Here is a 20,952-nt window from a genome sequence, read left to right as displayed (position 1 = left end):
AATTGAAATGAATTCGTTTGAACCTTGAGCCAAGTTTGATTCGCTTTTGTTGCCTTCGGGTGACGAGTAAGGATCACAATGATTGTAAACTGAAGAGTTTGATCATGGCTCAGATTGAACGCTGGCGGCAGGCCTAACACATGCAAGTCGAGCGGTAACAGATCTAGCTTGCTAGATGCTGACGAGCGGCGGACGGGTGAGTAATGCATAGGAATCTGCCCGGTAGTGGGGGATAACCTGGGGAAACCCAGGCTAATACCGCATACGTCCTACGGGAGAAAGGGGGCTTCGGCTCCCGCTATTGGATGAGCCTATGTCGGATTAGCTAGTTGGTGAGGTAATGGCTCACCAAGGCGACGATCCGTAGCTGGTCTGAGAGGATGATCAGCCACATCGGGACTGAGACACGGCCCGAACTCCTACGGGAGGCAGCAGTGGGGAATATTGGACAATGGGGGCAACCCTGATCCAGCCATGCCGCGTGTGTGAAGAAGGCCTTCGGGTTGTAAAGCACTTTCAGCGAGGAAGAACGCCTAGTGGTTAATACCCATTAGGAAAGACATCACTCGCAGAAGAAGCACCGGCTAACTCCGTGCCAGCAGCCGCGGTAATACGGAGGGTGCAAGCGTTAATCGGAATTACTGGGCGTAAAGCGCGCGTAGGTGGCTTGATAAGCCGGTTGTGAAAGCCCCGGGCTCAACCTGGGAACGGCATCCGGAACTGTCAGGCTAGAGTGCAGGAGAGGAAGGTAGAATTCCCGGTGTAGCGGTGAAATGCGTAGAGATCGGGAGGAATACCAGTGGCGAAGGCGGCCTTCTGGACTGACACTGACACTGAGGTGCGAAAGCGTGGGTAGCAAACAGGATTAGATACCCTGGTAGTCCACGCCGTAAACGATGTCGACCAGCCGTTGGGTGCCTAGAGCACTTTGTGGCGAAGTTAACGCGATAAGTCGACCGCCTGGGGAGTACGGCCGCAAGGTTAAAACTCAAATGAATTGACGGGGGCCCGCACAAGCGGTGGAGCATGTGGTTTAATTCGATGCAACGCGAAGAACCTTACCTACCCTTGACATCTACAGAAGCCGGAAGAGATTCTGGTGTGCCTTCGGGAACTGTAAGACAGGTGCTGCATGGCTGTCGTCAGCTCGTGTTGTGAAATGTTGGGTTAAGTCCCGTAACGAGCGCAACCCTTGTCCTTATTTGCCAGCACGTAATGGTGGGAACTCTAAGGAGACTGCCGGTGACAAACCGGAGGAAGGTGGGGACGACGTCAAGTCATCATGGCCCTTACGGGTAGGGCTACACACGTGCTACAATGGCCGGTACAAAGGGCTGCGAGCTCGCGAGAGTCAGCGAATCCCTTAAAGCCGGTCTCAGTCCGGATCGGAGTCTGCAACTCGACTCCGTGAAGTCGGAATCGCTAGTAATCGTGAATCAGAATGTCACGGTGAATACGTTCCCGGGCCTTGTACACACCGCCCGTCACACCATGGGAGTGGACTGCACCAGAAGTGGTTAGCCTAACGCAAGAGGGCGATCACCACGGTGTGGTTCATGACTGGGGTGAAGTCGTAACAAGGTAGCCGTAGGGGAACCTGCGGCTGGATCACCTCCTTAAACGATGCGTCACAGTCAGTAAGCGTCCACAATGAATTACCTGATCAGATATAGAGCAAACGGTAAAAGCACGATCCCCTCTTGGGTCTGTAGCTCAGTTGGTTAGAGCGCACCCCTGATAAGGGTGAGGTCGGCAGTTCAAGTCTGCCCAGACCCACCAAATTTTATCTCTCGCTGCGTTATTTTATGACTCGCATAGCAGGCTATGTGTCGCCATAAAATGCCTTGCGTTAAATAAAATTGGCCAGAGGTGAATGTGACGAAGAGTGACTCGATGGGGCCATAGCTCAGCTGGGAGAGCGCCTGCCTTGCACGCAGGAGGTCAGCGGTTCGATCCCGCTTGGCTCCACCATTACGCTATCACGCTGTTTCACCTTAACTACCGTTTGTGAATGTTTCGTGACCACTGATAAGTCGCTGTGTTGTCGTTATCGCACGCCGCTTTATCACTGTTCATTGAACAGCCGCTCTTTAACAATGTATATCATGCTGACAAGAACACTTCGCAAGAAGTGGTCTTAAATTGTGATACGTCTCAAGCGTATCCGGCAAAATGAAACGTGATCATTGCGACATCCAGACTCCTTCGGGTTATAGGGTCAAGCAATGAAGCGCACACGGTGGATGCCTAGGCAGTCAGAGGCGATGAAAGACGTGGTAGCCTGCGATAAGGTTCGGTGAGGTGGCAACAACCTGTGACCCGGACATTTCTGAATGGGGAAACCCACTGGCCATAAGGTCAGTATCTTACACTGAATACATAGGTGTAAGAGGCGAACCAGGGGAACTGAAACATCTAAGTACCCTGAGGAAAAGAAATCAACCGAGATTCCCCTAGTAGCGGCGAGCGAACGGGGACCAGCCCTTAAGCATGTGAATGATTAGGCGAACAGATTGGGAAGTCTGGCCGTAGCGGGTGATAGCCCCGTAGTCGAAAATCTGATCATGTGAAATCGAGTAGGTCGGGGCACGAGAAACCTTGACTGAAGACGGGGGGACCATCCTCCAAGGCTAAATACTCCTGACTGACCGATAGTGAACCAGTACCGTGAGGGAAAGGCGAAAAGAACCCCGGAGAGGGGAGTGAAATAGATCCTGAAACCGTGTGCGTACAAGCAGTAGGAGCAGACTTGTTCTGTGACTGCGTACCTTTTGTATAATGGGTCAGCGACTTATATTCAGTGGCGAGGTTAACCGTATAGGGGAGCCGTAGGGAAACCGAGTCTTAACTGGGCGACACAGTCGCTGGATATAGACCCGAAACCGAGCGATCTATCCATGAGCAGGGTGAAGATTGAGTAACATCAATTGGAGGCCCGAACCAGGATCTGTTGAAAAAGATTTGGATGACTTGTGGATCGGAGTGAAAGGCTAATCAAGCTCGGAGATAGCTGGTTCTCCTCGAAAGCTATTTAGGTAGCGCCTCACGTAGTACCGCCGGGGGTAGAGCACTGTTTCGGCTAGGGGGTCATCCCGACTTACCAACCCGAGGCAAACTCCGAATACCGGTGAGTAACGCGTGGGAGACACACGGCGGGTGCTAACGTCCGTCGTGAAAAGGGAAACAACCCAGACCGTCAGCTAAGGTCCCGAAATCCTGGTTAAGTGGGAAACGATGTGGGAAGGCTCAGACAGCTAGGAGGTTGGCTTAGAAGCAGCCATCCTTTAAAGAAAGCGTAATAGCTCACTAGTCGAGTCGGCCTGCGCGGAAGATGTAACGGGGCTAAACCAGGTACCGAAGCTACGGGTTCATCCTTAGGGATGAGCGGTAGAGGAGCGTCGTGTACGCCAATGAAGGTGGATTGAGAAGTCTGCTGGAGGTATCACGAGTGCGAATGCTGACATGAGTAACGATAAAGGGAGTGAAAAACTCCCTCGCCGGAAGACCAAGGGTTTCTGTTCGACGCTAATCGGAGCAGAGTGAGTCGGCCCCTAAGGCGAGGCCGAAAGGCGTAGTCGATGGGAAACGGGTCAATATTCCCGTACCGGACATGGTTGCGATGGGGGGACGAAGAAGGCTAGGTGAGCCAGGCGTTGGTTGTCCTGGTGAAAGTGAGTAGGCTTGGATCTTAGGTAAATCCGGGATCCTTTAAGGCCGAGACACGAGATGAACTGACCACGGTCAGGAAGTCACTGATGCCACGCTTCCAGGAAAAGCCTCTAAGCTTCAGATCATGTGCGACCGTACCCCAAACCGACACAGGTGGTCAGGGTGAGAATCCCAAGGCGCTTGAGAGAACTCGGGTGAAGGAACTAGGCAAAATGGTGCCGTAACTTCGGGAGAAGGCACGCCGGCGTAGGGTGAAGAGACTTGCTCTCCTAGCCCGAACCGGTCGAAGATACCAGGTGGCTGCAACTGTTTATTAAAAACACAGCACTCTGCTAACGCGCAAGCGGACGTATAGGGTGTGACGCCTGCCCGGTGCCGGAAGGTTAAATGATGGTGTTAGCCGCAAGGCGAAGCTCTTGATTGAAGCCCCGGTAAACGGCGGCCGTAACTATAACGGTCCTAAGGTAGCGAAATTCCTTGTCGGGTAAGTTCCGACCTGCACGAATGGCGTAATGATGGCCACGCTGTCTCCACCCGAGACTCAGTGAAATTGAAATCGCCGTGAAGATGCGGTGTACCCGCGGCTAGACGGAAAGACCCCGTGAACCTTTACTATAGCTTCACACTGGACGCTGATGTTGCCTGTGTAGGATAGCTGGGAGGCTTTGAACTCTGGACGCCAGTTCGGAGGGAGCCAACCTTGAAATACCAGCCTGGCATCATTGGCGTTCTCACTCAGGTCCGTTATCCGGATCGAGGACAGTGTGTGGTGGGTAGTTTGACTGGGGCGGTCTCCTCCTAAAGAGTAACGGAGGAGCACGAAGGTACCCTCAGCACGGTCGGACATCGTGCATTGAGTGCAAGAGCATAAGGGTGCTTGACTGCGAGACAGACACGTCGAGCAGGTGCGAAAGCAGGTTCTAGTGATCCGGTGGTTCTGTATGGAAGGGCCATCGCTCAACGGATAAAAGGTACTCCGGGGATAACAGGCTGATACCGCCCAAGAGTTCACATCGACGGCGGTGTTTGGCACCTCGATGTCGGCTCATCACATCCTGGGGCTGAAGTCGGTCCCAAGGGTATGGCTGTTCGCCATTTAAAGTGGTACGCGAGCTGGGTTTAGAACGTCGTGAGACAGTTCGGTCCCTATCTGCCGTGGGCGTTGGATGTTTGAGAAGGGCTGCTCCTAGTACGAGAGGACCGGAGTGGACGACCCTCTGGTGTTCCGGTTGTCACGCCAGTGGCATTGCCGGGTAGCTATGGTCGGACGGGATAACCGCTGAAAGCATCTAAGCGGGAAGCCCCCTTCAAGATGAGACATCCCTGAGGCCTAGAGCCTCCTGAAGGGCCCAGCGAGACCAGCTGGTTGATAGGCACGGTGTGGAAGCGCTGCAAGGCGTTGAGCTAACGTGTACTAATGGCCCGTGAGGCTTGACCCTATAACACCCAAGGGGTCTGGTCGTGATGATGACGTGAAGGAACCGGATACGCAGCGTGTGGCCCAGGCAATAAAATGCCGGGGCGGCAGGCAATGAGACGATCACAATTTAGTTAAAAACCGTCAGCATGATATATAGCCAGTTACGCCTGACGACCATAGCATGCGTGAACCACCTGATCCCTTGCCGAACTCAGTAGTGAAACCGCTTAGCGCCGATGGTAGTGTGGGGTCTCCCCATGCGAGAGTAGGTCATCGTCAGGCACCTATACCGTACCCCAGCTTCGAAAGAAGCTGGGGTATTTTAGTTGTGCGCAAGACAACAAGGGGTCTCCCCAGGGAGAGTCTCGGAGCGCCGGCCGCCGGATGGCCGGCCCAGCCATCGTCAGGCACCTATACCACGAAGAACCCAGCCACCCGGCTGGGTTTTTTGTGTGCATGGAAGAAAAATGAATAAAAAAGCCGCCTGGCAGACGGCCTATAAAAACGGATAATTATTTATCCCTTCGGTGCTGGCACTGTCCGCCTGCCCAGGTTTCATAAATAGCGCGGTCGTCCGCCAGCATCATTAGCGCAAACAGCCGCTCACCAAGCGTGGTGCAATGATTGATTCGTCGAGAGAGTAGCGATGTTGCCTGGGTGTCAATCACCACAAAGTCAGCCTCAAGGCTAGGAGCGAGCTGGCCGATATGGCTATCCAGCGAGAGGGCTTTCGCATTCCCCATGGTTAATCCATAAAACCCCTGCCACGCGGTAAGAGGCTGCCCGCCCAGTTGACCCACTTGATAGGCCGCTTTAAGCGTTCCAAATCCCGATAAATCAGTGCCTGCGCCGATATCGCTGGCAAACGTATATGCCATGCCCGTCTGTTTGGCTGCTTCCCGGTCGAATAACCCGCTACCCAGGAAAAGATTGGAGCTGGGGCAAAAGGCAATATTGGCGCCTCGATCCGCCAAACGCGTGCGCATGCCGTTATCAAGATGAATGCCATGGGCGAAGGTGCTACGGGGGCCAACGAGACCAGCTTCTTCGTAAACGGCTAAGTAATCTCGACTGCCTGGGAATAGTTCGGCTACCCAGTCTAACTCACCGCTATTTTCAGCCAAATGAGTCTGTAACCAAAGGGTTGAGTCATTACGTAAGAGGGCACCGGCAGCATCCATCTGCGTTTTGGTCGATGTAGGCGCAAAGCGCGGCGTGACGCTATAGCCCAGTCGGCCATTGCCGTGCCAATCCTCAATCAATCGTTCGCTGTCAGCAATGCCTGATGCGCCGTCCAATAGCGCATCAGGCGCGTTACGATCCATCAATACTTTGCCGACCAGCATTCGCAGCTGGCGTTTCTGGCAGGCGGTGAAAAATGCATCTACGGAGCCAGGATGGCTAGAGCCGAATACCTGGGCAGTGGTAGTACCCGCACGCAGCATTTCATCCAAAAAAGCATTAGACAGCGCTTCAGCATGAGCATGATTAGCAAAGCGACACTCTTCGGGAAAGGTGTAGTCGTTCAGCCAATCGAGCAGTTGGCGGCCATAAGACGCCATGATGTCCAGCTGGACATAGTGCACATGGGTATCGATAAACCCCGGCATAATCAGTTTGTCACGATAATTGAGAACGTCAGCACCTTTGGGGAGTGAAGGTGAGAGTTCGGCGAAATGGCCGACGGCATGAATATGCTGGCCTTTTAACCAAAGCAATCCGTCGCCGTAATACTCTAAACTGCCCGGTTCGGGCGTATCGCCATCGCCAGGGTCGCGGGCAAAACTTATCAATTCGGCACGAATAAACGTATTGGTCGAAGAATTCATATTAACTCGTGATTGTCGGGGAGTCGGTCATAAGCGTTCGCACTGCCTGGGAGTCAAGACCGCGGTTTTCTTGAGAAGAGGGCGTGTCCGTTAGCCAAAGCAGTTCAGCCACCACCGTTAACGAAATTGCGTAGGGCGTTTTATTGCTCAGCTTAGTGGCGTGGATGCGTCCGATGGGGCTTCGCACGCGCAAAATTTGTTCGGGAGAGTAGCCATCGCGCTTGAGGCGTCCTTCAAAGCTAGCCCATTTGCTGTCAGAGCCAATCAGTCCAATCGACACTACGTCCTCGCGCTCAATCAGCGCGGCGATCAGGGCATAATCTTCGTCATGGTTGTGCGTCAATACCAGCGCATGGGTATCTGTAGGCAAGGCAGCGACACTTTGCTGTGCATCTTGAAGTGGATAGCAACTCAGTCGCGGCTGTTGCTGATACTGGTCGGCAAAAACATCTATACGGCTATCGTACCAGTGCAAGTGCCAGGGAAGCGGCGCACTTAGCTTCACGATTTCCTGACCTACATGGCCTGCACCAAAAATGGCGATGTGCGTTGTAGTGCCTGGAAAGGCTTCCAAAAGGATATTGACGAAGCCGCCGCAGCACTGTCCGCTTCGTCCGCCCAGAGAAAAGGCTTCCAAGCTGAGGCCGTAGCGTTTTTCTGCCAAGCAAGCGCGTGCAGCGGTAATGGTTTGCCACTCAAAGGTACCGCCACCTAGCGTATCGAAGATATCAACGTCGGTGATAACCATGCGTGCACCAGGCTCCCGGGGGGTGGATCCTGCGCTGGTCACCTGGGTGGCTAATACATGCGGAATGCCGTCTCGCTGTAGACGGTGTAGCGCCGCATGCCAGGTTTCTGGGGTTTGACTAGAACTCACAGCACTTTCTTCCTGATAGAGTTGGCTGCCAGCATGACCCGCTCCGGCGTGGCCGGTGTATCTAAGTGGGGAGAGATGGCGTAATCAGTCAGGCTCGATAGCGCATCACGCAGTGCCGACCAGACACAAATACTCAGCATAAAAGGGGGCTCGCCCACTGCTTTTGAGCGGTACAGACTAGCCATGGAGTTGGGATGCCCCTCCATTAGTGCGACATTAAAGATAGGCGGTAGGTCGCCAAAGGTAGGAATTTTATAGGTTGCAGGTCCATCGCTGACCAGCACACCTTTATCATTCCACTTAAGCTCTTCGCTGGTTAACCACCCCATTCCTTGAATAAAGCCACCTTCCACTTGGCCAATATCAATGGCGGGATTTAGTGAGTCGCCGACATCGTGCAAGATATCGACGCGGTCGACCTGATACTCTCCGCTCAAGGTATCGACGCTTACCTCTGCCACTGCTGCCCCAAAGGCGAAGTAGTAAAAGGGTCGGCCCTGACCAACAGAGCGATCATAGTGAATGAGCGGCGTGGCATAGAAGCCTTTTTCTGACAGAGATATGCGATTGAGATAGGCTGTTTGTACCAACTCACCCCAAGGTATACGGCGTTCACTCTCGCCGAATCCTGCTATCAGCATGCCATCCTCTAAGCGCATGCCTTCACGGTCTAGGCCCTGCGCAAAGTGGCCTGCAGCAAAGTCGAATAGGCGATCACGCAGTTTGCTGGCTGCGTCCCGCGCTGCCATACCGTTTAAATCAGCGCCGCTTGAGGCTGCAGTAGGAGATGTGTTGGGGACTTTATCGGTTCGCGTAGCGGTAATGCGAACATTGTCTAAATCGAGTCCCAGCTCTCGGGCCACTACCTGGCAAATCTTGGTATGCAGACCTTGTCCCATTTCGGTACCACCGTGATTGATCATCACGCTGCCATCGGTGTAAACATGCAGAAGGGCGCCCGCCTGATTAAGATGCTGAGCGGTAAACGAAATGCCAAATTTAACCGGGGTAAGTGCCAATCCTTTCTTAATAACAGGGCTAGTGGCATTGAAGTCACTGACCGCTTTGCGCCGTGACCAGTAATCGCTGTCGCCTTCGAGTGTTTCAACGAGTGTATGTAGGAGTTGCCGCTGGTCGATCTGCTGGCCGTAGTGAGTCACCTCGCGGCCATCGCGGTAGAAATTACGTTTACGCACGGTCAGGGGATCTTCACCAATCTTGCGGGCAATATCATCCATGGCCGCTTCGATAATCATCATTCCCTGAGGGCCACCGAAACCCCGAAATGCGGTATTTGACGCGGTGTGGGTTTTTGCCCGATGACCGACTACCTGGGCATCTCCCAGCGAGTAAGCGTTGTCAGCGTGGAACATGGCGCGATCAACGATAGCGTCGGAGAGATCCGGCGAGTAGCCGCAGTCACCGATCACTGTGATCTCACCACCCTGAATAACCCCCTCTGCATCAATAGCGAGTCGATAGCGGTTTTGGAAGGGGTGGCGTTTACCCGTGGCGCGCATATCTTCGCTGCGCGGTAAGCGCAAGCTAACCGACTTGCCTGTGCGACGCGCTATAATCGCGGCGATGCATGCCCATGGCGATGCTTGAGTCTCCTTACCGCCAAACCCCCCGCCCATACGTCGCACTTCTACGGTCACTGCATGAAAAGGAATAGCAAGTACTTCGGCTATTAGCTTTTGCGTTTCGCTCGGATGCTGATTTGAGGTATGGACGATAACGCCTTCATCCTCGGTAGGATGAACCACGCAAGCCTGGCCTTCCAGATAGAAGTGCTCTTGACCACCGACGAATAGCTCACCTTCAATAATTTGCTCCGCTTGACCAAGCGCCTGTTGCCAATCACCACGCGTTTGAACATGAGTGGGGCGTACAAACTCTTCGCGCTCTGACGCCGCCACCGGATCTAAGCTTGCAGGCTGCTCATCTATATGGATAGCTGCTAATGCTACCGCACGGCGAGCTGCCAACAGCGACGTTGCGGCGACGGCAAAAAGGCATTGACCTGCATAGCTGATCGCTTGATCGACAAAGATAGGGTCGCCAGGAAATACCGGCCCGATATCGGTATGGCCCGGTACTTCATGAAAGGTAATGACATCGACAACCCCAATTGCCGCTTTCACTTTGGTGAGATCAAGCTGCGTTAAGGTGCCGTGGGCGACAGGGGATAGGCCAAGCGCCACATGGAGAGCGTTGGCGGGCAGTACCAAGTCGTCAATATAAGCGGCCTTGCCGGTGACGTGCTTTTCCGCACTCTCGTGAAAGCTTGCGCTTCCCGCCTGTCGCTGGCCACTACTGTCCACCGTATGGCGCGCTAAGGGGCCAGAGCCTTGAATGTGGTCGTGTAGTTCACGACGGGCACGGCTGCTATCGCCGTCCAGTTTAGTGAGCGTACGCATGGAGCATCACCTCGTGGTCGGGCGCTGAGAGAGAAAGATAGAGACGCTCAAGCAAATTCTTGGCGGCTTGTTGGCGATAATGCTGACTGCCCCGCACATCACTCATGGGCTGGAAATCACCTTCGAGTGCCTGCTGAGCGGCGCGAAAAGCTTCCGCAGTCATGGTGCAACCTTCGAGCGCTGCTTCGGTAGCTTTCGCACGTTTAGGAGTAGCGGCCATCCCGCCAAAAGCGATCCTTACATCGTGCAAGATACCTTGTTCAATGCGGTAGCTAAAGGCACCGAGTAGCGCAGAGATATCATCTTCGCGACGCTTGGATAATTTCCAGACGCGTAATTGACTGCCCTCAACCGGCTGGGGAATGAAAACCCGCGCAACGACTTCATCCGCTGCCAAGGCGGTCTTTTTGTAATCAAGGAAGAAATCCTCCAGCGCTAAGCAACGCTTGCCGTTGGTGCTGGCGAGTTCCACCTGAGTGCCCAAGGCAAGTAGCACGGGGGGCGTATCACCAATAGGGGAGGCATTGGCGATATTGCCACCCAGCGTTCCCCGATTACGGATTTGCTGGGAGCCAAGCCGGTGCAGCAGATGAGCAAATGCAGGAAAGTGTGTTTCAAACAACGGTTCGATCTGGGTATAGGTAACCCCGGCGCCTATCCACCAGCCACTCTGATTCTCATGCGTGGCCTCTTCAACCGTTAACAGCTCAGCAACCCTGGAAACGTCTATCAACTGAACAAGCGGCGCCAAGCGCTGAGTGCTTTCCAGCCAGAGATCAGTGCCTCCTGCCACTAGCCGTGCCTGGGGAGCTTCTTGACGCAATTGCGTTAACTCTTCCAAAGACGTTGGCTGAGCAAAAAATGGCGCTGTTCCTAACGAATCAATGGATTGAGAGTCGCTTTCTGCCGCTGGTAGCGTCGCGTCGAACCAAAGTGGGCGTTCGTAGAGAATATCGTTCATACGCAGCGCTGCATCGCGGATAGGGCGATAGCCGGTGCAGCGGCACAAATTACCACCCAGGGTGGCTTCTAGGCGTTCTGGTGACAGTTGTTGTAACAGCGGAGCAGGGCGCTGAGTAAGGTCGCTATGCAGGGTGAAAAGTGACATGACGATACCCGGCGTACAAAAACCGCACTGGCTACCATGGCATTCGATCATCGCTTCCTGGGCGGGATGAAGGTCTCCCCCTTGGGCTAAACCTTCAACGGTAACAAGATGCCTACCCTGTAATTGATGCGCTGGCGTGATGCAGGCATTAGCGCTGGCAAATCTACGTATGTCAGTCGAGGGGTCACCAATGGCAACGGTGCAGGCGCCACAGTCACCTGACGCGCAGCCCTCTTTGGTACCCTTTAGTGCTAAATGCTCACGTAATAGAGTTAAAATGCTCGTGTCTGGTGAAACATTACACTGCTGAAGGGTACCATTAAGCAGGAACTCAAGCGTTGCCATGCCAAACTCCACTGTGATTGTATAGACCGGGATTGTGCTGACCGATCGGTCAATATGTGTTGAGCTTGGGACAAAATTGCTAACCTTGCAAGTATTTGATCACTGCACAAGAGTGGAGCAATCTTGACGGTAATGCTGACTTTTGGGGCGCTTTGCCTATTCATTCACGCGACTAAGGAAAACCGTTAATGACCGCTGTCACCGTCACTCATGAAAGCCCAAGCCGTGAAAGAGTAGAGACAAGTATTCTAATGGCCGCTGAACAAGTGTTTTCTCAGCACGGTTACCGTGGAGCTAGCCTGCAGGTGATCGCTGATCGAGCCGGTCTCCCCAAAGCCAATATTCTGTATTACATGGGAAGCAAGCAAGCACTTTACGTGCGACTGCTTAATCGCATGATGCATCGCTGGAACGAAGTGCTTGAAGACATCACACCTGATAGCGATCCAGCGACAGTGCTTAGTGACTTTATTCGCACTAAAATGGTGCTTGGCCAGCGCTACCCGGAAGGCTCTAAACTCTTTGCGGCCGAAATTTTAGCCGGTGCCCCTTTCTTAAGTGATTACTTGGCGGGTGAACTGCGCAATTGGGTGACGTCCCGCGCTGAAATTATTCGTCAGTGGTCGGCGCAAGGAAAAATGGATGCTGTCGACCCTAGGTGGCTCATTTTCCTAATCTGGTCTGCCACTCAGCACTACACTGAATATAGTGCTCAGGTCAGCGGTATTCTAGGCCGCGATGCGTTAACGGAAGATGATCTTGAGTCCATCTCAGCCTTTCTTGAGCACGTCATTCTTAAAGGCTGTGGAATCAATCAGGTTAGAGCTAATACTGACTGGGTGGAAAAGTGAGCACCCAATGAGTGTTTTGCCCATTGACCAATATCTGAACCATCTTAAAAGCGTCTTAACCCAAAGCAATCGGTTGATGCTGATTGCCCAGCCTGGTGCGGGCAAAACTACGCGTGTCCCTATCTGTTTACTGGAAGAGCAGTGGGTCAAAGGGCAAAAGCTACTTTTACTTGAGCCCCGGAGGGTAGCCGCGCGTTTGGCGGCGAGCTTTATGGCCCAACAGTTGGGAGAAAGCGTTGGTCAAACGGTGGGGTATCGCATGCGGGGCGATAGTTGTGTGAGCGCGCAAACCCGCTTAGAGGTAGTGACCCAAGGCGTGCTTACCCGCATGCTGCAAGATGACCCACTGTTAGAAGGCGTTGCCGGGGTCATTTTTGATGAATTTCACGAGCGTAGTTTAGAAGCGGATGTGGGCTTGGCACTGACACTGGATGTGCAAAGCAGTATCAGAGACGATTTACGCCTACTGGTGATGTCGGCAACCCTGGATGTCGAAGCGCTCAAGCGGGTTCTGGGCGATCAGGTGACGGTCATTGAGTGTCATGGGCGACAGTTTCCGGTGTCGACGGTCTATCGTCCTTCACTAGGTGGTGAAGAGGGTGTCAGCCACGCGCTTCGGGTGGTCGAGGAAGCGCTTTTGATGCCTGATACCCAAGATATATTAATTATTCTACCTGGTGTCGCCGAAATAAACCGTTTGGTACAGGTGTTGGAAAGGGTATTGCCCAATCTCGAAATACGGCCTCTGCATGGCAGAATGAGTGTCGCTGAGCAGCAGGCAGCCTTGGCGGCGAACACATCAAAGCAGCGTATTATTGTCTCCACTGCCATTACCGAATCGAGTATTACTGTGGATGGGGTAAACGTAGTGATTGACGGCGGTCTAGAGCGAGTACCTCTTTTCCAGTCGCGTACCGGATTAACCCATTTAACGACTCGGCGCATTAATCGCGCCAGTGCTGATCAGCGACAGGGTCGAGCAGGTCGCCAAAGGGAAGGACGTTGTTATCGGCTTTGGGCCCAGGAGCAGACGCTAGCGCCTTACGGTGAGCCTGAAATTCAGCAAGCTGATCTATCCTCCCTGGTGCTCGAACTAGCGTTCTGGGGCGTCGGATCGCCTCAAGCGCTAAGCTGGGTTACCCCGCCGCCAGAAGGCGCCTGGCTCAGTGGCCAAGCACTGCTGATGCAGTTGGGTGTATTAGATGAGCACCACAAGTTAACCCCTTTAGGTAGCCGTTGTGCGAAGTGGCCCGTTGAACCACGCATAGCGGTGATGTTGGAGCGGGCTTCAGAGTTCAATGCTGGGCCCTTAGCCTGTGGATTAGCAGCATTATTGGAGGAGCGCGATAGTTCCGAACGCTCGATATACGATGCACTGGCCCTGCGCTTTCGCCAGCCTAAACGCTTCCCCAGTTGGCAGCGCGAAGCGCTAAAACTGGCGAGAAAAGCAGGCGTCGTACTAGGTGACGCCTTATTGGAGCCGCTTGGGCCGCTCTTAGCACTGGCATACCCAGAGCGCATTGGTCAGCAAATAGAGCCCGGTAAGTTTCGGCTGGCGAATGGTAAAACCGCCACACTGCCTTTAAACGATACGCTGGCGCATCAGCCCTATTTAGTTGTCGTTGCCTTAAAAAGCGTCGCAGACGATCAGGCGCGCGCCATGACAGCTGAGCCGTTGTCATTGGAGTCACTGCTTTTACTATATCCTGATATTCGACACTGGCAGCCGCGCGTAGCATGGTCGCAAGAGCAGGGGCGTTTAATCGGTGAAGAGGTGCAGGCACATGCAAGCCTTATCATTGCTAAGCGGTCTTTAGCCCACTTGCCTGACGAAGCAGTGAAAGAGGCGTTAATAAATGCACTGCGACAGCAGCCTGATCTGTTGTTTGACGATAATTTGCAGCAGCTACGCGGCCGAATGGCTCTGTTGCGTGAAAAACTGGGGGATGTTTGGCCTGATTGGTCAGAACAGGTGCTATCAGCTTCATTGGATGGCTGGTTAGCTCCTTATCTAAGCGGTATTAATCGACTGAGTCAAATTAAGAAATTGCCCCTAGAGCGCTATCTGCTCAGTACACTGCCTTGGGAGACACAAAATGAATTGGAGCAGTTAGCTCCGCGTACGCTAGAGGTTCCTAGCGGTAAGCAGGTTGGTTTAGATTACCTGCCGTGCCTTTCCCAGTGCCCACCTGTTTTAGCTTTGAAACTGCAAGAAGCCTTTGGCTGGCGTGTAACGCCAACCGTTGCCAATGGTGCTGTTGCGGTGATGATCCATCTGCTTTCGCCAGCAAGACGGCCGCTCCAAGTCACTCAGGATCTAGTTAGCTTTTGGCAAAATGGCTATCCAGAGGTGCGCAAGGAGATGCGTGGCCGCTATCCAAAGCATCCGTGGCCTGAAGACCCGTTGACCGCAACGGCGACTGCACATACTAAGCATAAACCGAAGTAAACGGCCGATGATTCCTTGTATGTTTGCTTATTCATTGCGTTTTTCTGGAATTTCGTCAGGAATACGATAGCGTACCCCTTCTACTTGATCTTCTTCGTAACGTTGATTTTCTTCTTCTGGTACTACACCGATGACCGTTTTCTGAGAGCCGTCGGGCCATGTGTATGTAGTACAGCCTGCGAGTAGCAGTAGTGGGAAAATTGCGAATAAGCTTTTAGCTGGTAGGGTAAGGCAACGCTTGAACATGAGGCTCTCCATTGGGGGGCGCTTAATTCTGAGGAAATTAAGTATCGCATATTGGGAACTATAGATTGCCATTGACCTGCCTGTAAATGCTTAGAATCCTTCCTTTTATCCTGACGTAATTCTTTTACCTGCCTAATATAAGGAGAGGTAACCCTGTGTTTTAAAGGGAACTGAAGTGCAAATAACCATCGGAGGTTTTATGTGGTCAGTGGTGAAGTCTGTATTGGCGGCCTTGCTGGGTGTTCAGAGCAACCAAAAGAGGCAGGAGGACTTTAGTAGTGGCAGGCCCGCAGCGTATATCGTCACTGGGATTGTTATTACGCTGCTGTTCGTTTTGGTGCTTGTCGTGTTGGCAACGTTGGCTGCCCGCTGAAAAGCGTTGATAGCGATCTATAAGCAAAGCGTGACGGATCCCACATGTTTTCTATACTGCTAATATCTCATTTACTCCTGCCCTAATTTAAAAGCAGGTGATAAGAACAATAAGATTGGAGGTATCTATGCGATCAGCATGGCGGTGGCTGGTAGTCACTTTCTTCTTGATGAGCGGGTTGCAGGCTCAGGCTAGCGATTGGAACATGCGCGTCGGGGTAACCGATGTTAGTGCCGATATTTTCGGCTTACACATGTCGATTTTTTGGATATGTGTTGTCATCGGTCTAGTGGTGTTTGGGGCAATGTTTTACTCACTGTTTCGCTACCGTCACTCAAAAGGTGCAAAAGCCGCCAACTTTCATGAGCACACTAGTGTGGAAGTACTTTGGACAGCCATTCCTGTCTTGATTTTGGTTGGCATGGCAGTTCCTGCTACGGCAACGCTTAAAAATATGTACGACTCTTCAGAGGCCGAGTTAGACGTCATGGTTACAGGCCAACAGTGGCGCTGGCGCTACGAGTACCTGGGGGAGGATGTCGCGTTTACTTCTAATATGAGCACACCCAGGTCACAAATTAGTGGGGATGAGACGCGTGGAGAGCATTACTTATTAGAAGTGGACGAGCCGCTAGTATTACCCATCAATCGCAAAGTACGTTTTCTGATGACATCAGATGACGTTATCCACTCATGGTGGGTGCCTGATTTAGCGGTTAAGCAGGATGCGATCCCCGGTTTTATTAATGAAAATTGGGTAAAGATCAATGAGCCGGGTATCTACCGTGGGCAATGCACTGAGCTGTGTGGTATCAATCACGGCTTTATGCCGGTGGTGGTGCACGCTGTGGAGGAGGAGGAGTTTGAAAGCTGGCTGACTGAGCGTAAAGAGGCTGCTGAACAGGAAGCCATGGGTGTTGATCGTGAGTGGGGGATGGAGGAGTTAGTGGAGCGGGGCGAGTCGGTTTATCAGTCGATCTGTATCTCTTGTCATCAAAGCGAAGGTCAAGGAGCGCCGCCTGCGTTTCCTGCGCTGGCGAATAATGAACAGTTGATAAGCGATGTGGATTGGCACCTCAATAAGGTGGTTAACGGTGTGTCGGGTGCGGCGATGCCAGCGTTCCGGAATACCTTGAACCCCGTTGAGATCGCAGCAGTTGTCACCTATACGCGTAATGCCTGGGGTAATGATACGGGAGATGTCGTACAGCCTTCTAAAGTAGCTGAGTTAATTGCCCAGTGATGTTGGTTTGTCACTCAATCAGACAACAACAATATTTCGGAGAGACACATGGCGCCCAAACCACTTCCTCAGCCACCGCTGCAACATAGCACCACGGCCGTCGCCGATGGGCATTCCCACGGAGATACTGCGCCGCCGAAAGGCATTTTGCGCTGGCTACTGACAACCAATCATAAAGAGATAGGCTCTCTTTATTTAATTTTTTCGCTGACGATGTTTTTTATTGGCGGCATATTTGCCCTGGTGGTGAGGGCGGAGCTTTTTCAGCCCGGTCTTCAGTTGGTCGAGCCCGAGTTCTTCAACCAGATGACCACTATGCACGGTTTGATCATGGTGTTCGGAGCCGTGATGCCCGCTTTCACCGGGTTAGCTAACTGGATGATACCATTACAAATTGGGGCGCCAGACATGGCGTTACCTAGGTTGAATAACTTCAGCTTTTGGCTGCTCCCTGTGGCTTTTACATTGCTGCTATCAACCCTTTTCATGCCTGGCGGCGGTCCTAATTTTGGCTGGACTTTTTATGCACCGCTGTCGACCAACTATGCGCCTCCTTCCACCACCTTTTTTATTCTCTCATTACACCTTGCCGGTATCAGTTCGATATTGGGGGCTATCAATATTATTGCCACTATCTTAAATATGCGGGCTCCGGGCATGCGTTTAATGGATATGCCGCTCTTTGTCTGGACATGGCTGATTACTGCCTTTCTGCTAATCGCAGTAATGCCGGTTTTGGCAGCAGTCATTACGATGATGCTTATGGACATTAACTTTGGAACCAGTTTCTTTGATGCCGCGGGCGGGGGCGACCCTGTTTTATTTCAGCATCTCTTCTGGACGTTTGGTCATCCTGAAGTGTATATCATGATTTTACCCGCTTTTGGTATTGTCTCGGTGATTATACCAACCTTTGCACGGAAACCATTGTTTGGTTATGCATCAATGGTTTATGCCACATCGGCTATTGCGTTCCTGTCATTTTTAGTCTGGGCGCATCATATGTTTGTTGTGGGAATGCCGTTGGTGGCAGAGCTGTTTTTTATGTATACCACTATGTTGATCGCCGTGCCGACAGGGGTAAAAGTGTTTAACTGGATCACTACCCTATTCCGTGGTTCGATCAGTTTTGAAGCGCCGATGTTGTTTGCCCTTGCCTTTGTCGTGTTGTTCACTATTGGCGGTTTTTCAGGGCTAATGCTAGCGATTGCACCAGCCGATTTTCAATATCATGATACCTATTTTGTAGTGGCACACTTCCACTATGTGTTAGTCCCTGGGGCGATCTTTGCCATTATGGCGGGGGTGTATTATTGGTTGCCTAAATGGACGGGGCACTATCCTAACGAACGTCTTGCTCAATGGCATTTCTGGTTCTCAATTATTGGCGTGAACCTAACGTTCTTCCCAATGCATTTCGCTGGTTTGGCGGGCATGCCTCGTCGTATCCCAGACTATGCACTGCAGTTTGCTGATTTCAATTTACTGTCCAGCATCGGGGCATTCTTCTTCGGTACATCACAGTTGCTGTTCGTTTTGGGGGTCATACTGTGCGTTCGTGGTGGAAAAAAAGCGCCAGCAAAAGCTTGGGAGGGTGCGGAAGATTTAGAATGGACAGTACCCAGTCCGGCACCACTGCATACGTTTGAAACGCCACCGGTTTTTCATCGTACTTCTCACTAAAACGACATGAACCGTATAGGCCCAAGAGGTGTTATGGACAGTCGAGAGCAAAACCAGGTGGGAGTGCGCCGAACGGTCATTAGAACACTGGCCGTACTGGTCGGTATGTTTGCCTTTGCTTTTGCCTTAGTGCCGCTATATGACGTTTTTTGTCAAATTACAGGTATTAACGGCAAAGTCGATGCAACTGCACAAAGTATCGTTCATGAAGAAGTGGACGAGTCTCGTTACATTAACGTGCAATTTGTCATTCGAGGTAGCCCAGGCCTAGCATGGAAAATGAGTGTTGAAATGCGGCAGATGAGCGTGCATCCAGGGCAAACAGCGGAAGTCGATTTTACGTTTACGAATAACAGCCATAGTGAAAGTTGGGGGCGGGCTGTGCCGAGCGTCTCTCCTTCAAATGCGACCCGCCATTTACGTAAAGTGAGCTGTTTCTGTTTTGAGGAGCAGCTATTACAGGGGGATGAGCGCTTGACCATACCCCTTGTATTCCAGCTAGCACGAGACCTTCCAGAAGATATCAATACTATCACGCTGGTGTATACCCTATATCCAGTTGAGCGTGCAGTTCAGAACGCCTCACTGGCTAATGCTAGCAATGCCAGATTGTTAAAAGAGCCCAACAACGAGTTACAGAACAATAAAACGGTGGGAGAAACGATATGAGCAGTGGTAGCTATTACGTTCCGGCGAGTAGTCGCTGGCCGGTTCTCGGTTCGATAGCACTCGGGTCGGTGATGCTGGGAACGGGTATAAAGCTTGTTTACGACACTGGGCTGCCGCTGATTTTAATTGGCGTGTTGGGCATACTGGCTGTTATGGGGCTTTGGTTCCGGGATGTGATCAGTGAGTCTCGCGGAGGACTTTATGATGCGCAAATGGATCGTTCGTTCCGCTGGGGGATGGGCTGGTTCATTTTTTCAGAAGTCATGTTCTTCGCCGCTTTTTTTGGTGCGCTTTTTTACGTCAGGATGTTTACTCTTCCTTGGCTGGGGGGAGAAGGAGCAAAAGGGGTGTCGGCGTTACTATGGCCTGACTTTGTTGCTACATGGCCACTGCTGAATCCTCCAGATGATTCCATTGCTGGCCCTCGGCAAGTTTTTAGCCCTTGGCAACTTCCTCTCGTCAATACACTTATTTTGATTACATCAAGTATTACGCTAACAGTTGCTCATGAAGCTTTAAAAGTGGGTTACCGGCGAACTTGCCGTAACTGGCTGACTGGTACGGTGCTGTTAGGGTGCTGCTTTATAATGATTCAAGGTGTTGAGTATTATGAGGCTTATACGCATTACGGTATTACATTGGAAGCCGGTATTTTTGGTGCAACGTTCTTTATATTGACAGGCTTTCATGGGCTACACGTGATTATCGGCACGATCATTCTTGCCACCATGTTGGTCCGAATAATTAAAGGTCATTTCGCAGGCGAAAATCATTTTGGTTTTGAAGCATCGTGTTGGTATTGGCACTTTGTTGATGTGGTATGGGTCGGGCTCTTTATTTTCGTTTATGTTTTATAGAGTGACTAACCTAATTGGCCGGACCAAAAGCCAAAAATGATGAGGGTCATTAATAGACAAGCTAGTCCGATACGCCATTTAAGGGATACAAGTAAGCGACGAGACGAGGAGTCATCACGCAAGAGAAAGCCGGCTCCCATGGCTAAGCAGATGACCATCGCGATAAATACGGCGGCAATGAGTAGTTGTAACCACATGATGAAACCCTCTCTGCAATGGCGTTTTTATAGCTGGTGTTTTTTCTGGAGTTTGCTGGTGGCATTAGGTATCAGTTTAGGACTATGGCAGTGGGAGCGGGCAGATGACAAGCGTTTAGCCATCGCCGTTCGCGATGCAGCTCCTGACTTGGTGCAACCCACCATACAGCCACCCCAAGGCGCCCAAGTAACGTTAAGGGGAGAGTACTTGGCTGAGCATACGCTCTACTTAGATAATCGAATCCTGGAGGGAAGGGTGGGTGTGGCGGTACTGACGCCACTGCGTGATAGCTATGGACAGCTTTGGCTAGTGCAACGTGGCTTCTTAGCTACAGGGCCACTTCGTGAGCCACCCCAGGCAGTTACCCCAAGCGGTATTGTGGAGTTGAGCGGTGAGTGGCAGGAAGTGCAGTCAGGTGGACCACTGTTTGGAGACAATAAAGAAGGGGTAAGACTGCAGCAGCTAAGTCTTGAACCATGGCGGGCGGTGCTGGGCTCTTTTAGCTATGAGGGTTGGTTACATGCTAGTGAAGGGGACGGAGTTCTTGCCCCTTGGTGGGAAGCCAATGTTATGCCGCCTAGTCGCCATATGGGCTATGCCTTCCAGTGGTGGGGTTTAGCATTGGCTGCTTTCATTGTCATGGTTATCGGCGCTCAACGCTTGCGTCGTGATGCGGTTCAAAGATGGTCATTACGCAATAAAAATAAATAGGGTG

14 protein-coding genes, 2 tRNA genes and 3 rRNA genes are annotated in these 20,952 nt (G+C 52.1%); 13 read left to right on the top strand and 6 right to left on the bottom strand.

Annotated elements, in window-relative coordinates; all coding sequences use genetic code 11:
- Positions 1-86: 86 nt before the first annotated feature.
- From AC5TBW_RS10130 to rrf, 5 genes are all read left to right on the top strand, one after another.
- A 16S ribosomal RNA gene (locus AC5TBW_RS10130) occupies positions 87-1,619 on the top strand.
- An 83-nt stretch (positions 1,620-1,702) separates the two neighbouring features.
- Positions 1,703-1,779: transfer RNA gene (locus AC5TBW_RS10125), tRNA-Ile, on the top strand.
- 116 nt (positions 1,780-1,895) lie between these two features.
- Positions 1,896-1,971, top strand: a tRNA-Ala gene (locus AC5TBW_RS10120).
- 245 nt (positions 1,972-2,216) lie between these two features.
- A 23S ribosomal RNA gene (locus AC5TBW_RS10115) occupies positions 2,217-5,108 on the top strand.
- 147 nt (positions 5,109-5,255) lie between these two features.
- Positions 5,256-5,371: ribosomal RNA gene (rrf, locus tag AC5TBW_RS10110) — 5S ribosomal RNA — on the top strand.
- Together the 16S, 23S and 5S rRNA genes with 2 tRNA genes alongside form the textbook arrangement of a ribosomal RNA operon.
- A gap of 230 nt (positions 5,372-5,601) precedes the next feature.
- On the opposite strand, the gene guaD is transcribed toward rrf, so the two are convergent.
- From guaD to xdhA, 4 genes are read right to left on the bottom strand one after another with little or no spacing between them, the layout of a single operon-like run.
- Positions 5,602-6,918 carry a guanine deaminase gene (guaD, locus tag AC5TBW_RS10105; RefSeq protein ID WP_495508462.1) on the bottom strand — a complete coding sequence of 439 codons (1,317 nt, stop codon included), beginning with the start codon at positions 6,916-6,918 and terminating at the stop codon, positions 5,602-5,604.
- Position 6,919: 1 nt separating this feature from the next.
- On the bottom strand, positions 6,920-7,795 hold the full coding sequence (xdhC, locus tag AC5TBW_RS10100) for a xanthine dehydrogenase accessory protein XdhC (RefSeq protein WP_495508461.1): 876 nt from the start codon (positions 7,793-7,795) through the stop codon (positions 6,920-6,922).
- Positions 7,792-10,215 (bottom strand): xanthine dehydrogenase molybdopterin binding subunit, encoded by a 2,424-nt coding sequence (xdhB, locus tag AC5TBW_RS10095; RefSeq protein ID WP_495508460.1) that lies wholly within the window; start codon positions 10,213-10,215, stop codon positions 7,792-7,794. Before xdhB ends, xdhC begins: the two co-directional genes overlap by 4 nt.
- Positions 10,199-11,668, bottom strand: a complete 1,470-nt coding sequence (gene xdhA, locus AC5TBW_RS10090; RefSeq protein WP_495508459.1) for a xanthine dehydrogenase small subunit — start codon at positions 11,666-11,668, stop codon at positions 10,199-10,201. The genes xdhB and xdhA overlap by 17 nt, the downstream gene beginning before the upstream one ends.
- A 188-nt stretch (positions 11,669-11,856) precedes the next feature.
- On the opposite strand from xdhA, the gene AC5TBW_RS10085 reads away from it, so the two are divergent.
- Positions 11,857-12,519, top strand: a complete 663-nt coding sequence (locus AC5TBW_RS10085; protein ID WP_495508458.1) for a TetR family transcriptional regulator C-terminal domain-containing protein — start codon at positions 11,857-11,859, stop codon at positions 12,517-12,519.
- A gap of 7 nt (positions 12,520-12,526) precedes the next feature.
- Positions 12,527-14,968, top strand: coding sequence for an ATP-dependent helicase HrpB (hrpB, locus tag AC5TBW_RS10080; RefSeq protein ID WP_495508457.1), 2,442 nt, complete (start codon positions 12,527-12,529; stop codon positions 14,966-14,968).
- A 27-nt stretch (positions 14,969-14,995) separates the two neighbouring features.
- Here the strand turns inward: hrpB and AC5TBW_RS10075 are convergent, their stop codons facing one another.
- Entirely contained in the window at positions 14,996-15,214 is a 219-nt protein-coding gene (locus AC5TBW_RS10075) for a hypothetical protein (RefSeq protein ID WP_495508456.1), read from the bottom strand.
- Between the two features lie 175 nt (positions 15,215-15,389).
- On the opposite strand from AC5TBW_RS10075, the gene AC5TBW_RS10070 reads away from it, so the two are divergent.
- From AC5TBW_RS10070 to AC5TBW_RS10050, 5 genes are all read left to right on the top strand, one after another.
- Positions 15,390-15,587, top strand: a complete 198-nt coding sequence (locus AC5TBW_RS10070; protein WP_495508455.1) for a DUF2970 domain-containing protein — start codon at positions 15,390-15,392, stop codon at positions 15,585-15,587.
- Between the two features lie 127 nt (positions 15,588-15,714).
- A complete protein-coding gene (gene coxB, locus AC5TBW_RS10065; RefSeq protein WP_495508454.1) occupies positions 15,715-16,830 on the top strand; it encodes a cytochrome c oxidase subunit II in 1,116 nt (371 codons plus the stop codon).
- A gap of 48 nt (positions 16,831-16,878) precedes the next feature.
- A complete protein-coding gene (ctaD, locus tag AC5TBW_RS10060; RefSeq protein ID WP_495508453.1) occupies positions 16,879-18,513 on the top strand; it encodes a cytochrome c oxidase subunit I in 1,635 nt (544 codons plus the stop codon).
- 33 nt (positions 18,514-18,546) lie between these two features.
- Positions 18,547-19,182: a cytochrome c oxidase assembly protein gene (locus AC5TBW_RS10055; protein ID WP_495508452.1), complete on the top strand. Its 636-nt coding sequence runs from the start codon at positions 18,547-18,549 to the stop codon at positions 19,180-19,182.
- Positions 19,179-20,039, top strand: coding sequence for a cytochrome c oxidase subunit 3 (locus AC5TBW_RS10050; RefSeq protein ID WP_495508451.1), 861 nt, complete (start codon positions 19,179-19,181; stop codon positions 20,037-20,039). The genes AC5TBW_RS10055 and AC5TBW_RS10050 overlap by 4 nt, the downstream gene beginning before the upstream one ends.
- Positions 20,040-20,044: 5 nt before the next feature.
- On the opposite strand, the gene AC5TBW_RS10045 is transcribed toward AC5TBW_RS10050, so the two are convergent.
- Positions 20,045-20,236 (bottom strand): DUF2909 domain-containing protein, encoded by a 192-nt coding sequence (locus tag AC5TBW_RS10045; RefSeq protein WP_495508450.1) that lies wholly within the window; start codon positions 20,234-20,236, stop codon positions 20,045-20,047.
- Between AC5TBW_RS10045 and AC5TBW_RS10040 the strand changes: the two genes are divergently transcribed.
- Positions 20,235-20,948, top strand: coding sequence for an SURF1 family protein (locus tag AC5TBW_RS10040; RefSeq protein ID WP_495508449.1), 714 nt, complete (start codon positions 20,235-20,237; stop codon positions 20,946-20,948). The two genes, AC5TBW_RS10045 and AC5TBW_RS10040, sit on opposite strands and share 2 nt — an antisense overlap.
- The last annotated feature ends 4 nt before the right edge of the window (positions 20,949-20,952 follow it).

It is taken from the genome of Vreelandella sp. ssv, assembly GCF_059448525.1.
This window is presented reverse-complemented; position numbering and strand designations above follow the sequence as displayed.

Bases quoted from the DNA above. Each gene is read 5' to 3' on its own strand.
- guaD (WP_495508462.1), bottom strand. From the start codon at position 6,918: ATGAATTCTTCGACCAATACGTTTATTCGTGCCGAATTGATAAGTTTT.
- xdhB (WP_495508460.1), bottom strand. From the start codon at position 10,215: ATGCGTACGCTCACTAAACTGGACGGCGATAGCAGCCGTGCCCGTCGT.
- xdhA (WP_495508459.1), bottom strand. From the start codon at position 11,668: ATGGCAACGCTTGAGTTCCTGCTTAATGGTACCCTTCAGCAGTGTAAT.
- AC5TBW_RS10085 (WP_495508458.1), top strand. From the start codon at position 11,857: ATGACCGCTGTCACCGTCACTCATGAAAGCCCAAGCCGTGAAAGAGTA.
- hrpB (WP_495508457.1), top strand. From the start codon at position 12,527: ATGAGTGTTTTGCCCATTGACCAATATCTGAACCATCTTAAAAGCGTC.
- AC5TBW_RS10075 (WP_495508456.1), bottom strand. From the start codon at position 15,214: ATGTTCAAGCGTTGCCTTACCCTACCAGCTAAAAGCTTATTCGCAATT.
- coxB (WP_495508454.1), top strand. From the start codon at position 15,715: ATGCGATCAGCATGGCGGTGGCTGGTAGTCACTTTCTTCTTGATGAGC.
- ctaD (WP_495508453.1), top strand. From the start codon at position 16,879: ATGGCGCCCAAACCACTTCCTCAGCCACCGCTGCAACATAGCACCACG.
- AC5TBW_RS10055 (WP_495508452.1), top strand. From the start codon at position 18,547: ATGGACAGTCGAGAGCAAAACCAGGTGGGAGTGCGCCGAACGGTCATT.
- AC5TBW_RS10050 (WP_495508451.1), top strand. From the start codon at position 19,179: ATGAGCAGTGGTAGCTATTACGTTCCGGCGAGTAGTCGCTGGCCGGTT.
- AC5TBW_RS10040 (WP_495508449.1), top strand. From the start codon at position 20,235: ATGATGAAACCCTCTCTGCAATGGCGTTTTTATAGCTGGTGTTTTTTC.
- AC5TBW_RS10045 (WP_495508450.1), bottom strand. From the start codon at position 20,236: ATGTGGTTACAACTACTCATTGCCGCCGTATTTATCGCGATGGTCATC.